This window comes from Sphingomonas psychrotolerans (genome assembly GCF_002796605.1).
In the GTDB taxonomy this organism is placed as follows: domain Bacteria; phylum Pseudomonadota; class Alphaproteobacteria; order Sphingomonadales; family Sphingomonadaceae; genus Sphingomonas; species Sphingomonas psychrotolerans.
On the sequence record NZ_CP024923.1, the window covers coordinates 2767006 to 2782405 of the forward strand.

11 protein-coding genes are annotated in these 15400 nt (G+C 67.2%); all 11 read right to left on the reverse strand.

The features are described 5' to 3' along the window. On the reverse strand, positions 1 to 1584 hold the full coding sequence (locus CVN68_RS12475) for an alpha-L-fucosidase (protein ID WP_233503326.1): 1584 nt from the start codon (positions 1582 to 1584) through the stop codon (positions 1 to 3). A 29-nt stretch (positions 1585 to 1613) separates the two neighbouring features. Continuing rightward, on the reverse strand, positions 1614 to 3671 hold the full coding sequence (locus CVN68_RS12480) for a beta-galactosidase (RefSeq protein WP_100282495.1): 2058 nt from the start codon (positions 3669 to 3671) through the stop codon (positions 1614 to 1616). After that, positions 3668 to 4399, reverse strand: coding sequence for an SDR family oxidoreductase (locus tag CVN68_RS12485; protein WP_100282496.1), 732 nt, complete (start codon positions 4397 to 4399; stop codon positions 3668 to 3670). Before CVN68_RS12485 ends, CVN68_RS12480 begins: the two co-directional genes overlap by 4 nt. A 33-nt stretch (positions 4400 to 4432) precedes the next feature. Next, positions 4433 to 5488, reverse strand: a complete 1056-nt coding sequence (locus CVN68_RS12490; protein WP_100282497.1) for a Gfo/Idh/MocA family protein — start codon at positions 5486 to 5488, stop codon at positions 4433 to 4435. Further along, the gene (locus CVN68_RS12495; protein WP_100282498.1) at positions 5485 to 6675 is read right to left on the reverse strand and encodes an extracellular solute-binding protein; all 1191 of its coding nucleotides are present in this window, start codon (positions 6673 to 6675) and stop codon (positions 5485 to 5487) included. The genes CVN68_RS12490 and CVN68_RS12495 overlap by 4 nt, the downstream gene beginning before the upstream one ends. Beyond that, the gene (locus CVN68_RS12500) at positions 6675 to 7481 is read right to left on the reverse strand and encodes an IclR family transcriptional regulator (protein WP_158298872.1); all 807 of its coding nucleotides are present in this window, start codon (positions 7479 to 7481) and stop codon (positions 6675 to 6677) included. Before CVN68_RS12500 ends, CVN68_RS12495 begins: the two co-directional genes overlap by 1 nt. A 358-nt stretch (positions 7482 to 7839) precedes the next feature. Next, complete coding sequence (locus tag CVN68_RS12505) at positions 7840 to 10503, reverse strand: TonB-dependent receptor (RefSeq protein WP_100282500.1); 2664 nt, start codon at positions 10501 to 10503, stop codon at positions 7840 to 7842. Positions 10504 to 10589: 86 nt separating this feature from the next. Beyond that, on the reverse strand, positions 10590 to 11750 hold the full coding sequence (locus CVN68_RS12510; protein WP_100282501.1) for a CaiB/BaiF CoA transferase family protein: 1161 nt from the start codon (positions 11748 to 11750) through the stop codon (positions 10590 to 10592). After that, positions 11747 to 12883: an ABC transporter permease gene (locus tag CVN68_RS12515; RefSeq protein ID WP_100282502.1), complete on the reverse strand. Its 1137-nt coding sequence runs from the start codon at positions 12881 to 12883 to the stop codon at positions 11747 to 11749. The genes CVN68_RS12510 and CVN68_RS12515 overlap by 4 nt, the downstream gene beginning before the upstream one ends. Continuing rightward, on the reverse strand, positions 12880 to 14397 hold the full coding sequence (locus CVN68_RS12520) for a sugar ABC transporter ATP-binding protein (protein ID WP_233503327.1): 1518 nt from the start codon (positions 14395 to 14397) through the stop codon (positions 12880 to 12882). Before CVN68_RS12520 ends, CVN68_RS12515 begins: the two co-directional genes overlap by 4 nt. Beyond that, positions 14379 to 15398, reverse strand: coding sequence for a sugar ABC transporter substrate-binding protein (locus CVN68_RS12525; RefSeq protein ID WP_100282504.1), 1020 nt, complete (start codon positions 15396 to 15398; stop codon positions 14379 to 14381). The genes CVN68_RS12520 and CVN68_RS12525 overlap by 19 nt, the downstream gene beginning before the upstream one ends. Positions 15399 to 15400 lie beyond the last annotated feature (2 nt).

Consider the following 15400-nt stretch of genomic DNA (forward strand, 5'->3'; position numbering starts at 1 on the left):
TCAGCGCGAGCCGCCGAACCTGAGCCGCAACGCATAGGGCATGCGCTCGGGATCGTCCGCTGCCGGAAGCGTTATCGCCAGCCCCTTGTCGGTCTGCCGCCATTCCACCGCGCCACCGCCGAGCAGCTCGATCGACGCGATCGGCCGCTCGAGATAAGGCGATCCGGCATAAAGCGTCTTGATCAGCACACGCCCGTCGGCCGGCCGTTCGAGGCCCATCGCGTAAAGCGTCTCGCCGCGGGTGGTGAAGCGGATGTCCGAAGGCGTGAACGCCTTGTTCGCCCCTTCCGACTTCTCGCCGGTGGCGGCGAAGGTTGTACCCTCGCCATAATATTTCCACGGCCGCGTCTCGTAGATCGCCTCGCCGTTGACCGCGAGCCACGCGCCGATCCCGCGCAGCACGCGCACCGCTTCCTCGGGGATCGTCCCGTCCGCGCGCGGACCGACATTGAGCAGCAGATTGCCATTCTTCGACACCACGTCGATCATGTCGCCGACCAGCGATTTGGCGGTGCGATAGCGGTCGTTCTGGGCAAAGCCCCAACTGCCGATGCTGACCGAAGTGTCGGTCTGCCACGGCAGCAGCCGCAGCGCGTCGAGTTTGCCGCGCTCGACATCGTACAGCGCCGCATTGGCCGGGAAATGCTCGCCCTTATAGGTGATCGCCGGCCCCTGCCCGCGCGCCTTGGCCTCGTTGTAATAATATGCCGTGAACTGGCGCAGATAGGGATCGAAGCGCGGCGCCATCGTCCACCAGTCGAGATAGATCAGCTCGGGCTGGTACTTGTCGACCAGCTCGGTACCGCGAGCGAGCCAGTCGCGCAGGAAGGCGTCGTCGGGCGGGAACCAGTTTTCGAGATGGCTCGGATTGGGCTCACCGTCGGGATTGTCGGCCGGCAAGGTGCGGGGGGCGGCGGGGCCGTAGAGACCGGTGTAACGCTCGTCGTTGACATCGCTCTCGTAGCCGCGGCCGGCACCATACCACCAATAATGCTCGGCGCGGTGCGACGACAGGCCGAAATGCAGCCCCGCGGCGCGTGTAGCCTTCGCGAGTTCGCCGGTCACGTCGCGCTTCGGACCCATCACCGCGGCGTTCCAGTCGGTCATGTCGCTGGCATACATCGCGAAGCCGTCGCAATGCTCGGCGACCGGGATCACATAGCGCGCGCCGGCCTGCTTGAAGAGCGCGATCCACTCGCCCGCGTCGAACCGCTCCGCCTTGAACTTCGGAATGAAGTCCTTGTAGCCGAACCGCGACTGCGGCCCGAACACGTTCTGATGATAAGTATAGGCCGCATTCCCCGGAACATACATGTTGCGAGAATACCATTCGTTCGCGAACCCCGGCACCGAATAAGGACCCCAATGGATGAAGATGCCGAACTTGGCATCGCGGAACCATTCGGGCGCCTTGAAGCCACCGAGCGACTCCCAATCGGGCTTGAGCTTGCCGCGTTTGAGCTTGGCCTCGACCCGCGCGACTTGCTTGTCGACGGCCTCGGTCTTGTAGGTCTGGGCCGATGCCGCCTGAACGGCGAGCAGCGACGCTGCGGTGGCGAGCGACATGCGGATCAATCGGCGCATCGGCATTCCTTCTCCTGTTATCGGATCGTTCAACGGCGACCGGTGCCGAGCACCGCGACGCCGTAGGCTCCGAGCGAAACCGCGCGCACCGTCCCGCCCTTGAGGACGTCTTGCAGCGGCGCCGGCAGCGCGATGGTGCGCGGCGTCTTGCCGTGGTTGACGAGGATCGTGATCTCGCGGCCCTTGCCGGTGCGAGTCATCCGCTCGACGCCGTCAGGCAAGCGATCGAGCATCGTCACGCCTGCGCCCTGCACCTGTCCTTCGACGAAACGGCGCATCGCCACATCATCCAGCATCGTGCCGAGATAAGTGATCCGGCCTTTGCCCACCGCGCGGGTGATCGCGGCGGGATGACCGTCGAGCCAGCCATTGGCCTTGCCGTAGCGCATCAACACCTGCGTATCGGGACCCTTGGCCGAAAGCTGTTCCGCCCAGATCCGCGCGGTGGCGCCGCCGTCCGCACCACTGACCGGCACCTGCTCGTCCAGCGCATAGAATTGTTCGACGCGGCCACCGAGCAGTTCGGCCAGCGGCCCGGGCTGGCGCTGCACCGACAGCCGATTATATTCGTCCTTCATTCCCGAGCGCGGCCCCAGCACGAGGTGCCCGCCGCCGCGCACCCATGCGCTCAGCCGTGCGGCCATTTCGTCGGTGATGATGTTGAGGCTCGGCGCGAACGCCAGCTTGTAATTGTCGAGCGGCCCCGCCGCCTCGACCACGTCGACAGCGCCCAGCCGATCCTTGAGCGGGCGATAATAATCGAGCAGCAGCTTGATCTGATCGTAGTCGCGGTGGTGCAGCTGGAAATCGATCGCCCAGCGGCTGTCATAGTCCTGGAGTATCGCGACTTGCGACACCGGCTGGGTGCCCGCGACTTCTTTCGAAGCGCGCGCGAAATCGCGGCCCAGCTCGGCCGCTTCCTCGTAAAAGGGCAGAGGGGCGCCATCGGGGCCGACCAGCGCGCCGTGATATTGCTCCTGCCCGTTGAGCGCGGGGCGCCACTGCCACCACAAGACCGCGTCGGCGCCGTGGCCGATCATGTGCCACGCCATCGCGCGAGTTTCGCCGCGATCGAGAATGTTGGATACCGGCGCCCAGTTCACGAAGCCGGGCTGCGCCTCCATCACCCAGAAATTCTTGCGCTTCCAGCCGCGCGCCAGATCGTGGGTGGCGCCGTTGCGATACGGCTCGAGATGACCGGTGCCGACATAATTGTCCCACGACGCCATATCGAGATCGCGATTGATCGCGTAGCGATCGAAGCGGTTGGCCCAGCCGAGCCCGCCGAGATTGGTCGTCACGAACTGCTTCGGATCCGCATGCGCGCGGATCGCGTCGAGCTGGTTCTTCTGAAAACCGACCCAGGTTGAGGTGATGAAGCGCTTGAGCTCGAGCATCCAGCCCGGATTGCCGGGCTTGTCGTTGAAGGGGACCTGCGCCCAGTCGCTATAGGTCTGCGACCAATATTGCGTGGTCCAGGCAGTGTTCAGCGCGTCGAGCGTGCCGAACCGGGTCTTGAGCCATTCCACCCACGCGGCGCGTGCCGCCGGATCGTACGACTCGTCGGTATATTCATTGTCGATCTGCCACCCGATCACGTCGGGATCGGAGCCGAAGCGCTCGGCCATCGCAGTGACGATCTTGCGCGAGAGCTCGCGGTAGCGCGGGCTGGAGATCGAGAATTGACGTCGGCCGCCATGGCCGAGCCGCACGCCGGCACCATCGATGCGCAAAGTGTCGGGATAAGCCGAGGTCAGCCAGGCCGGCGGCGTATTGGTGGGCGTGCACAGCACGACCTTGAGCCCGTGCTTCTTCGCAAGCGCGACCGCGCGCGCGAGCCAGTCGAGATCGATCCGGCCTTCCGCGGGCTCCATCCGTGCCCAGGCGAACTCGCCGATGCGCACGACATTGGCACCGTGCTGCTTCATCAGGATGATATCGCGTTCCCACGCCTCCTCAGGCCATTGCTCGGGATACCAGGCCGAGCCCAGCCACAGCCGTTCGGACTGGACCGTCGGCGCGGGCCGTGGATCCGCGGCGGCTGGCGCGGCAAAGGCAAGGGCTATCGCGAGCAGAGCCTTGCTCATTGCGTCCAGCCGCCGTCGATGACGTGGATCTGGCCGGTCGTATAGCCCGCGCCGGCCAGATACACCGCCAGTTCGGCGATCTCGTCGGGGGTGCCGAAGCGACCGATCGGCTGGCGCGCTACGAAGGTCGCCTTGGTCTGCTCGTAGGTGCCACCCTGCGCGATCCGCTGGTTGAGCGAAGGCGTGTCCACCGTGCCCGGGCAGATCGCGTTACAGCGGATATTGTGTGCGACATAGTCCGCCGCGACCGACTTGGTCAGCCCGACCACCGCCGCCTTGGTGACCGAATAGGCGCAGCGATTGGGCACGCCCTTCACGCTCGACGCGACCGAGGCCATGTTGACGATCGAACCGTCGCGCCGCTCGATCATGTACGGCAGTGCCGCGCGGATCGTGCGGATCATCGCCTTGACGTTCAGGTCGAACGCGAAGTCGATGTCGTTGTCGGTCATCTCGGCGACTGCGCCGTCGTGCACCACGCCGGCGCAGTTGAACAGCACATCGACTCCGCCGATCTGGTCGAACAGCCGGTCGACCGCGACATCGTCGAGCACGTTGAGGCGCGCGGTGCGGATCCGCGGGTCGCCGGCGAGTTCCTCCAGCCGCGCCTCGTCGATGTCGGTCGCGATCACTTCTGCGCCGGCCTCGGCGAAGGCGAGCGCGGAGGCCCGGCCGATCCCCTGGGCGGCGGCCGTGATCAGAACCGTGCGGCCGTTCAATTGCGTCATCCACTCACTCCTTGCGGCGGGCCGTACATCGGCTCAGCCCTGCGCGACCGGCGTGCCGGCCCTGTCCATCGATTGGTAACAAGCTTCGACCAGCGCCATCGTCCGCCACGCATCGTCGACACCGGTTTCGAGCACCGGATCCTCGCCCGCGGCGTAGCGCTGGAGATTGGCCATCGGGCCGATGAACGCGTCGGGGAACCACGCCCCCTCGAGCGGCACCTGCGCCCATTCCGCGCCGCGCCGGGCGAGCCAGAGTTCGTCGGGTTCGCCGGCCGGATAATCGAGCAGCAGCCCGAGCTTGACCATCGCGGCGCCGTCGCTCCCCTCGACACGGAAGCTCGCGTCCTGGAATTTCCGCCCGAAATCATGATGGTGATTGATCGACAGCGTCGCACGGAGCGGCGCGCCATAATCGAGGATCGCGCTGGTCCGGGTCGGCGCGAGATCGCTCGCCGGATGGCCATAAGAGCGCGCGAATACCGCCGCCGGGCCGCCGACGAGCGCGCGGATGGTATCGAGATAATGGATCGAATGGCTCAGGATCTCGACGCGTTCGTCCGCCTTCAGGTGCGGAAACAGATGCCACGGCGTCACCAGGTTCAGATGCACCTCGATCTCGGTCAGCGTGCCGAAATGGCCCCGCGCCAGCGCATCGCGGAGCGCGAGCATCATCGGCGAGAAACGCAGCTGGAAGTTCACTGCGACCGTGAGGTTCCGCGCCTTCGCGAGGTCGCGAAGTTCGGTCGCCATCGCCAGATCGCGCCCGAACGGCTTCTGGATCAGCGCGGTCGCACCCGCGGGCAGCGCGCCGAGCAGATCGGCATGCGCAGTCGGCGGCGCCGCGATATCGAACACCGCATTTTGCGCGACCGCTTCCTCGAGCGTACCGAATACTGCGCCGATCCCCCATTCGCCGGCCAGCGCAGCGGCCCGCGCACGATCGCGGTCGTACAGCCCCGCCACAGTGAAGCCGGCTCGACGATAGGCCGGCAGATGGGCGTCGCGCACGATGCCGCCGGCGCCGAGGATGACGATCGGCCTTGGGCTCGCAGGCATCGGCCAAAGCTGGCGGAGCGGCGCATCGCTCATGCGGCGAGCGCCTCGACGCGCGCCTGCGCTTCGGCGAGCAGCTCCGGCGTTGGACGATCGCCGCCGATCGCCGCACCGATCATATCGTCGACGATTCCACTGATCGCCGCGATGTCGGGACGGACCGGGATGTGGCGGGCATGCGTATGCAGCCAGTCGAGCCGATGCGAATAGGGTACGCGCGCATTCACTTGCGGATCGGCCCAGGTCGAGCGCCGCACGCCGATCGCGCCCTCGTCGGTGGTGATCCGATCCATCCCTGCCGTCGCACAGTGGCGCAGGAAGTCCCATGCCAGCGCCTTGCGGCCGCTGCCCGCGCCGATCGCCAGCACCCAGAACACATTGAGCGAGATGCTCTCGCCGCCGGCGCCCGCCGGCAGCGGCGCGACATCGATCAGCCCGCGCACCGGGCTGTCCGCCGCCTCGCCCAATGCCGCGAACCCGAACCAGTTCGCCATCATCGCCACCCGGCCCTCGCAAAAGCGCAAGCCCGCCGCGACGCTGTCGAGATCGGCGACATCGGCGGGCACCGCGTCCCGGTCCCGCGCAAGTGTCCGCAGGAAATCGAGCGCCGCCTCGGCCTCGGTGCCGGTGAAGCGGGGGCGCCCGGTCGCATCGAACGGCGCACCGCCGCGCGACCAGATGTGGATGCAGAAATCGTAGAAGCCGTTATGTCCGTCGGGGAACAGCGCCAGCACGGTGCCGCTGATGCCGCCCGCCGGATCGTTCAGTACGCGCGCTGCGGCGTGAAACGCCTCCCAGCTCTGCGGCACCGCCAGCCCTGCCGCCTCGAGCAAGTCGCGGCGATAGATCAGGCATTCGGGACCGTCATGATAGGGCATGCCCCAAAAGCCGCCGGCGAAGCGCTGCAGGCCGGTCAGCGACGGGCTCCACGCATCGGGAAAGTCGGGGATCGGCGCCTTTGCCAGCCACGGCTCCAGATCCTCGATCAGGCCGCCGGCCTGCGCCTCCGCCAACCAGTCGGTATTCAAAAAGGCGATGTCGAAACTGCCGTCGGCCAGGCCATGCCCGGCGAAAAGGCTGGCGTGGAGCGCGTTCAGGTCCATCGGCACCGCCTCGAGCGCAACTTCCACGCTTTGCCCCGCCGCGAAATCCGCGAACTGGCGCGCGATCGCCCTTTCGAACGGATCGAACCGGCGTATCGCGATGCGAAGCACCTCGCCCATCAGCCGATTTCGACCGCGCCGAGGCCGGCATCGTGCGAGATCGCCCCGGCGCATTGCACCAGCGGGCCGCGGACGCGATCGAGGCCGTCATTGCTGCCGGCATCCACCAGCCGCGCCACGGTCAACGCCGCAGTGATCGACGCTCCCGGCCGGCCCACCAACACGCCGATGTCGGCGCTGCCGGCAAAGCGCTCGCCGACCGACTGGTCGAATCCGGTCGCTCGGATCGCATCCAGCCGCGCCTCGAATGCACGCTTGTCCGCCGCGGGCATCGGCTTCCATTCGCGCTGGCGGCCCAGCACATCGGCGCGCTGCTCGTCGTCGAGCGCGGCGAGCAGGACGCGGCCCGAAGTGGTCCGCATCGGCGCGTGGCGCGAGCCGACTTCGATCGACAGGCGAAAGGGCTCGGGGCTCTCTTCCTGCGCGAGCACGACCAGTTCGCCGCGATGCAGGACGCTGAGATGGCAGGATTCGCGGATCTCGTCGGCGAGCGTGCGCATCAGCGGTCGCGCGGCACGCAGCAGCGCCTCGTGCGGGCTGTGCGTCCGCGAAAGCTCGAACAGGCGCAAGGTCAGCGAATAACCGCCCGCGGCCGGATCGCGATGCAGGTAGCCGCGCCCTTCGAGGCAGGCGAGCATCCGGAACAGCTCACCCGGCTGGCGGCTGAGCGCCCGCGCCAGCTGCGCCTGCGTCATCGGCACCGCCTGGTCGGAAAGATATTCGAGAATATCGAGCCCCTTTTCGAGCGCGGGGACCGAATATTTGAGCCGCTTCTCCTCGGCTGCGGGGGCGGTATCGGGCTTCATCCAGAATGTCTCCGAAAGCGCCGGACGGAGTGCCCGGCGCGCGATGGCGCAGACACTAGGAGCCGCGGGAGCCAAGTCCAGCCGAGCACGCGCGCGGCGATCGCCATGCCCCGCCCGGACGGCGCGCAGGCGAGGTCCGGGAGCCCGTTCGTGGCTATGCTGGAGCGCCGCAGCCATCCCTCCTACCCTCAATCATTATGTTTATGGACACACGCTAGGTTTGCAAATGAACGCTGTCAAACCCCTTTTTTGGGCCTGCTCCAGGTAAAAAAACGGCCCGGACAGGAGGTCCGGGCCGCAAGATAACTCCCTTGGCAGGGAGGGGCTGAGTTGCGCAGGCCCGGCCTGCGAAATGCGATCAGAACTTGAAGCGGAAGCCCATCATGAACTGGCGGTCGTCGACCGTCTGGTCGTTGAACAAGGTCGGCGTGGTGTAATAGCTCTCGCGCCGGGTGCGCAGCAGGTTGCTACCCTCGAAGGTGACCGTGACGTTGTCGCTGATGTCGTAGTTGATCGAGGCGTCGAGCCAGCCATAGCCCTTGCGGTAGATCGGGCCCGCCGGGATCGCGGGCGGCGTGCCCGCGAAAGTGCCCTCGAGGAACTTCGAGCGCCAGTTATACGCGACGCGCGCCGACAGGCCGAACTTCTCGTAGAGCGCCGAGACGTTGTAGCTGTGCTTCGAGAGACTGCCGAGCGGAGTCGGCGCGCCGTTGAGCAAGGTCGGAGTCTCGGAGTCGACGAAGGTGTAGTTCGCCTGGACGCCGAAGCCGTCGAGCGCGCCGGGCAGGAAGTCGAAGAAGGTCTGGCCACCCACTTCCAAGCCGCGGACGAAGCCCTTGCCGCTGTTGATCGGGCGGGTGATATTGTAGAGGATTCCGCCGATATCGACATTGGTTTCGATCGTCGTCGAGGTGAAAGCGTTCACCCATTTGTAGAAGCCCGCCAGCGACACCGATCCGGTCTTCGAGAAGTAATATTCGAGCGAGGCGTCGACCTGGTTCGCCGTGAACGGCTTCAGGAACGGATTGCCGCCCGAGCCCGCGCCTTGCGCCGGCACCAGGGTCAGCGAGGGGGTGAGCGACGAGAAGCCCGGCCGGGTGAGCACCCGCGACGCGCCGAGGCGAAGCTGGAGTTCGTCGGTGAAGCGCGCGCGCAGGTTGAAGCTCGGCAGCACATCGGTGCGGCGCGGCTCCTCGTTGATCGGCGCGAAGCCGTTCTGGGTCCGGGTGACCACGCCGGTCACCGGGTTGGTGACGCTGATAAAGGTCGCGGTGTTGCCGGTCAGCGTGCCGCGGAACTTGATGACCCGGACGCCGACATTGCCGTCGATCGGAATGCCGCCGATCTCGAACTGGTATTTGGCCATGGCGTAGCCGGCGAGCGTCTTCTCGCTGATGTCGAAGATGCCGAGCGGCGTGATCGCGGGAAGCGCAGTGATGCCGAGCGCGGTGCGGATCGTCTCGAAATTGCCGCGCAGCGCGTCGGGATCGGCAATCTGGAAGCTCTGCGGGAACGAGACCCCCGAGGCCGAACTCTGGAAGAAGTCGTCGACGGGGTTCTGGATCAGGAATTGCGACACGTTCGACACGTTGTTGCTGACCGGATTCTGGAAGAAGCGGGTCGGATAGAAGATCGCCGAACGATCGGCATAGCGCGCCCCGACCGCGATTTGCGACAGGAAGCCGCCCGGCAGATCATAGGTCACGTCGAGCCGGCCGGCATATTGCTTGCCGTAGGACTGGTTGACGTTCTGGGTGAGCGGCCCGGCGGTGAAGTTCGCCAGATTGTTGAGGTCGACGCCGTCGAGGCTGAACGACGGCACGTCGGTGGTCGTGTCCTGATTGTAGCGCGGCGCGACACCGAGCAGGTCGAGCTCGCGATAATCGAGCTCCGAATAGGACTTGTCGTAGCTCAGGTCGAAGCTGACCTTCAGCCCGCTATCATTGTGCCACTCACCGCCGAACGCATAGGTCTGATTCTCGTCGAGCAAGTCGCGCGAGACGCCAATCAGCGAGAAGGGCTGGTTGGCGAACGATCCGGTCGCGAGATTGTTGGTGCCCTCGATCGTAGTGAAACTGCCCGCGACGGGCACGCGCAGCGTCGGCTGGTTGGCGTTGCGGTTCGACTGGATGAGCAGGCCGTTCTGATCCTGCTCGGTGCGGAAGCGCGAATATTGCCCCTCGAGATAGAACATAAGATTGGGCGCCGCCTGCCACTGCAGCGCGGCATTGAGACCGACACGGCGGCGCTGGCCGAGCACCTGCACCTTGTAGCTGCCGTTGGGCGAATTGACCGTCTGGCCCGCGATCAGGTCGGTGCGTGGCACCGGCGCGCCGGTGATGTTGAAGTCCTGGCGATAGGAGCGCTGCTGATAGGCGGCGGCGACGAGCAGGCCGATCTCGCCGATGGGGGAATCATAGCGGTCGCTCATCAGGATCGACACCATCGGATCCCACTTCTTGGCGAGATCCGCATAGCGTGCGCGCGCGCTTCCCGTGACGACCGAATTGGGGAAGTCGAACGGCCGACGCGTGCGGATGTCGATCGTGCCGCCGAGACCGCCCTCGAGCAGGTTCGCGGTCGGCGCCTTGTAGACGTCGAGGCGCGAAAGCAATTCAGCTGGCAAATTCTGAAGGTTGAAGGTGCGATCGACGCCAGTGAAGGCATCGCGGCCGTTGATCGTCGTCTCGACGCTGCCGAGGCCGCGGATCTGCACACGGCCGGCGCCCTCACCGACGTCGCGCTGGACCTGGATGCCGGTGATCCGCTGGAGCGCTTCGGAAACGTTGACGTCGGGAAGCTTGCCAATGTCCTCGGCGACGATCGAGTCGACCACCGTGTCGGCGTTGCGCTTGAGCGACTGGGCGGAGGAAAGGCTGGCGCGAATGCCGGTGACGACGATTTCCTGCTCGGCTTCGGGCACGTCCGTAGCAGCAGCGTCTTGCGCCTGGGCCCAGGCAGGGGCGGCAATCGCCAGTGCCAAAGTCCATGCGCTCGCGCGCAGAAGCGTTTTCGCCTTCATGCCTCTCTCTCCCGTTTATATGTGTAGTATTACTTTATTTGCGAACGAGTCATATGCTTTTTGCCGGGCTTGGCAAGATGGAAAGTTCAGGCCTTCCCGCCGCCTTGTCCCAAGCCGAATTCGTGGCGGATTCGCGCGGTATCGGCCCCCGGCGCGGGCGCCGCGGCGAGGTTCCGGCTACGCGTGCCATCGATGCGCAGCGGGCTGCGCGTCGTCATCAGGCCGATGCCGTCGCGCTCGACGCGCTGGAGCATGTCGAGCCGCTGGAACGCTTCGGCTTCGAGCAGCCCCTGCCAGTCCATCACCGGCGCGCACCACACGTCTTCGGCGCGCAGCACGTCGAGCCAATGCCCGGTGGGATGCTCCGCCAGCCGCGTGGCGATGATCCGCTTGATCGTGTCGCGCTCGTGGAAGCCGTCGGCGAACTGGCCAAGCGCCGGGAGCTCGAGCAGCCGTGCCAGCACCGCCAACGGCGTCATCGCAAGTGCGAGGTGCCCGTCCGCAGTCGCGTAGACACCATAGGGTGCGGCGAGATAGGCATGCGCGTTGTTGAATGCGGCGCGTTGCGGGGGGCGGAGATCGTCGTTGAGATGGGTGGTCAGCACTTCGAACTGGAAGTCGACGATCGCCTCCAGCAGACTCGTCTCGACCGTCGCGCCCTCGCCGGTGATCCCGCGCCGCACCAGAGCCGCCAAGATACCCTGTACCAGCACATGCCCGGCGAGCATGTCGGCGACCGACAGACCGAAGGGCACCGGGCCGTCGCCGGCCGAACCATTGAGCCACATCACGCCCGAAACCGCCTGAGCGAGCAGATCCTGACCCGGCAAATGCGCCCAGGGGCCTTCGTCGCCATAGCCGGAGATCGTCGCATGGATCAGCCGCGGGTGCCGCGCGCGCATGGCGGCGGCGCCGATGCCGAGTCGATCTGCTACGCCGGGGCGGAAGTTCTGGATGACCACATCGGCCTGCGCGGCGAGGCGATGCACGGCTTCGAGGTCCACCGGGTCTTTGAGGTCGGCGGCGAAGCTTTCCTTGTTGCGGTTGATCGCGTGGAACAGCGTGGAATCGCCGCCGACCTGAGTATCGCTGAGATAGAGCGTCCGGCCGATGTCGCCGAGGCCGGGCCGCTCGATCTTGATCACCCGCGCGCCGAGATCGCCGAGCTTCAGCGCCGCCGAAGGGCCGGCGAGGAACTGCGCCATGTCGAGGACCAGCAGGCCCTCCAGCGGACGCGGGCCGCTCATCGCCCGGCCCCCTTGCCGCCGATGGTATAGATCGCCGCCGCGACGATCACGACGAGGCCCTCGATCAGGCCCTGATAGTTCGCGCCGAGATTGAGAATGTTAAATCCATTGGTCAGGGTGAACAGGATCAGCGCACCGACGACGGTCTTCACCACGCTGCCCGCACCGCCGAACAGCGACGTACCGCCGAGGATCGCCGCGGCGATCACGGTCAGCTCGGCGCCTTGCAGCGCGGTAGGGTTGATCGCGCCGAGGCGGCTGGCGAACAGCACCCCGGCGAACCCGGCGGCAAGCCCGGAGAGGACGAAGGCGCCGATCTTGTACGCAGTGACGTCGATGCCCGACAGGCGGGCCGCCTCGGCATTGCCCCCCACCGCATAAAGGCGCCGCCCCGTCACGGTGAACCGGAGGACGAAGGCCGCGACCGCGGTGATTGCGACGAGGTAGAGGACCGGGTTGGGCAGCAGCAGCCCCGGCCCGCCCGCGAGCGCGAGCGCCGCCAGCACCAGTCCGCCGATCGCCGCGCCCGGCCGCACTGGCCGACCGGCAGCGCGCATCTTGTTGATCTGCCACGCTCCCAGCGCGACCAGGCCGGCCGCCAGCGCCAGCATCGGCCAGAACGCCGCCACTCGCCCGCTCTCGAACGCCAACAACTGCGCCAGCACCTGCGGATCCTCGACCATCAGCGAACGCCCGTCGGTAAGCGTCAGCACGAGCCCACGCACCGCAGTGAGCGATCCGAGCGTCACGATGAAGGCGTTGATCCCGACCAGATTGACGATCATGCCGTTGACCAGCCCGATCGCCGCGCCGGTGGTCAGCGCCGCAAGCACCGCCAATGGAAACCCGATCGACGGCGCCAGCCCGATCAGCACCGCCGCGGCCAGCGCCGCCACCGAGGCGACCGACAGGTCGAACGCGCCGGTGATCAGCACGATCGTCATCGCCACGCCCATGATCCCGACCAGCGACGCCTGGTAGACGATGTTCGTCATGTTCCCCGCGGAGAAATAGGGCGGCAGCCCGCGCGCGGCGGCGAAGCCCGCCAGCGCGGCCATCAGCAAGGCGAGCGCATAATAGACGCCGGCCTCCCTGAGGCTCAGCGAACGCCGCCAATGGGCGCGTGCGGTCATGCGGCAATTTCCCTGTTGTCGCTGCCGGCCGATCCGCCGGCGAGCAGGATGAGAGTGTCTTCGTCGAGTTCGGCGGCCAGCCGGTCCGCCACGATCCGCCGATCGCGCAGCACCAGCACCCGATCGGTGAGCGCGAGCAGCTCGGAGAAGTCGGAAGAGACGAGCAGGATCGGCAACCCCTCGTCGGCAAGCTGACGGATCAGCCGCATGATCTCGGTCCGCGCGCCGACATCGATGCCCGCGCTCGGCTCGTCGAGCAGCAGCAGCCGGGTCTCGGGGCGCAGCCAGCGGGCGATCGTCACCTTCTGGGCATTGCCGCCGGAAAGCTCGGTGACCGGCGTGTCGATGCCCGCCGCCTTGATCGCCAGCCGCTCGACGGCATGTTCGGCCGCAGAGCGCTCGGCATCCTCGTCGAGCAACCAGCCGGATGCGCCCGCATGCGGCAGGCTGAGATTGCGCCAGATCTCGAACCCCGGCACCAGCCCCTGTGCCACGCGTTCCTCGGCGACGAGTGCGATGCCGGCTTCCACCGCTTCCTCGGGGCTGCGGCCAATGATCTTCCCGTCGAGCGACACGGCCCCGCGCGCGCGCCGATCCGATCCGAAAATCGCGTGAAGCAGTTCGCTGCGACCCGATCCGAGCAGGCCCGCCACGCCCAGGATCTCGCCCCGGCGAATGCGCAGATCGACAGGCTGCGCCAGCTGCGGGGTGACCAGCCGCTCTACCCGGAGCGCGACCTCGCCGGTCGGCGCCGCACGATGCGTCCGCTCGAGCGCGTTCAACTTTTCGCCGGCGATCGCGGCGGCGATGTCGGCCTCGCTAACGCTTGCGGTTTCCGCATCAAGCACCGCGCGGCCGTCGCGCAGCACGGTGATCGTGTCGGTCAGCGCGACGATCTCGTCGAGGAAGTGCGAGATGAACAGCACCGCCCGCCCCTCGTCATGCGCCAGCCGGCGGATGATGCGATAGACTGCCTCGCGTTCGTGGCCGGCGAGCGATGCGGTCGGCTCGTCCATGATGACCAGTTCGGCGCCACTCGCCAGCGCCTGCGCGATTGCGACCATCTGGCGGTCGCCGATGCGCAACTCGCCGACCAACGCCTCGGAATCGATCGCGCAGTCGATCCGCGCCAGCAGCGCACGCACCACGTCGCGATCGCCTTGCCGTTCGCGCAGCACGCCACCGCGATCGAGCAGGATATTCTCGCGCACCGACAGGGTCGGCACCAGCGGGATATGCTGCTGGATCGTCGCAATCCCCGCGCGGCGCGCCTCGATCGGCCTGCGCCATCTGGCCGGTTCGCCGCGCCACAGCATGACGCCGTCGCTCGGCGCCAGCACTCCGGACAGGATCTTGATCAGGGTCGACTTGCCCGCGCCGTTCGCGCCGAGCAGCCCGTGCACTCGCCCCGGTGCGACGATCAGATCGACGCCCGCCAGCGCGACGGTCCCGTTCGGAAAGCGCTTGGCGACGCCTTGTGTCTCGAGCAGCGCCATCACCATTGCCCCACGCATTGGCCGACGGTCGCCCGGGTCACGGCCGGCAGCGGATAGGTGAGGAACCGGCGCTCGCGCCGGTCGCCACCCTCCGCCCGCGCCCGCAGCGCCGCGAAGATCAGCGCGCCCAAAGCCTCGGGCTTGAAGCAGACCGTCCCGTCGACTGCCCCGGCCTTGATCGAAGCGACGGCGAGCTTCGAGCCGCCCAGCCCGACCAGCCGCGCCTTGGATCCGGCGGCACGCACCGCGCGCGCGCAGCCGATCAGCATGTCGTCTGCCTCGTTGAAGAACAGGTCGACATCGGGCTGTGCGCTCAGGATATTCTGGCACGCCGCCTCGCCCTTGTCGGAAGTCCAGTTGCCCGGCTGCGACGCGACGATGCGGTAGTCGGCGCCCGCGGCATCGAGCGCCTGGCGGAACCCACGCGCGCGCTGCTCGACTTCGGGAAAGCCCGCCGCCCCTTCGATGATCGCGATTCGCGACTGCCGGCCTTTGGGCAGCAAAGTCGCGGCAAGCCGCCCGGCGGCTTCCCCGGCAGTCACTTCGTCCTGCGTCGCCAGCGCCACCAGCCCGGGATAGACATCGTGGATCGCGCGGGCACGCGGATCGCCGACCTGCGCGGCGACCGCGGCGATCGGCACCCCCGCGGCGCCGGCGCGATTGACCCAGCCCTGCGCCACTACGGCATCGAGCGGCATGATCGCGATGCCTTCGACCCGCTGGACGATCAGGTCCTGCACATCGTTCGCCTGCTTCTGGATGTCGCCGCGCGCATCAAGCACTACGGCTTGCGCCCCGGCCTCGCGCGCGGCGTCTGCGAAGCCCTTGGCGATCGCCGCGGCGAAGGGATAGCCAAGCCCGGCGCTCGCCAGCCCATAACGGGGGGCATTCGCCTTCACTGCCGCGGCGGGCGCCGCAGGACCGCTTCGCACTTGCACCGCCAGCGCCGCGATCGAAGCCGCGCCGACGGCCAGAATGACGCCCGCCCCCGCAATGCCTGGCAAGCGACGGCGCCGCATCG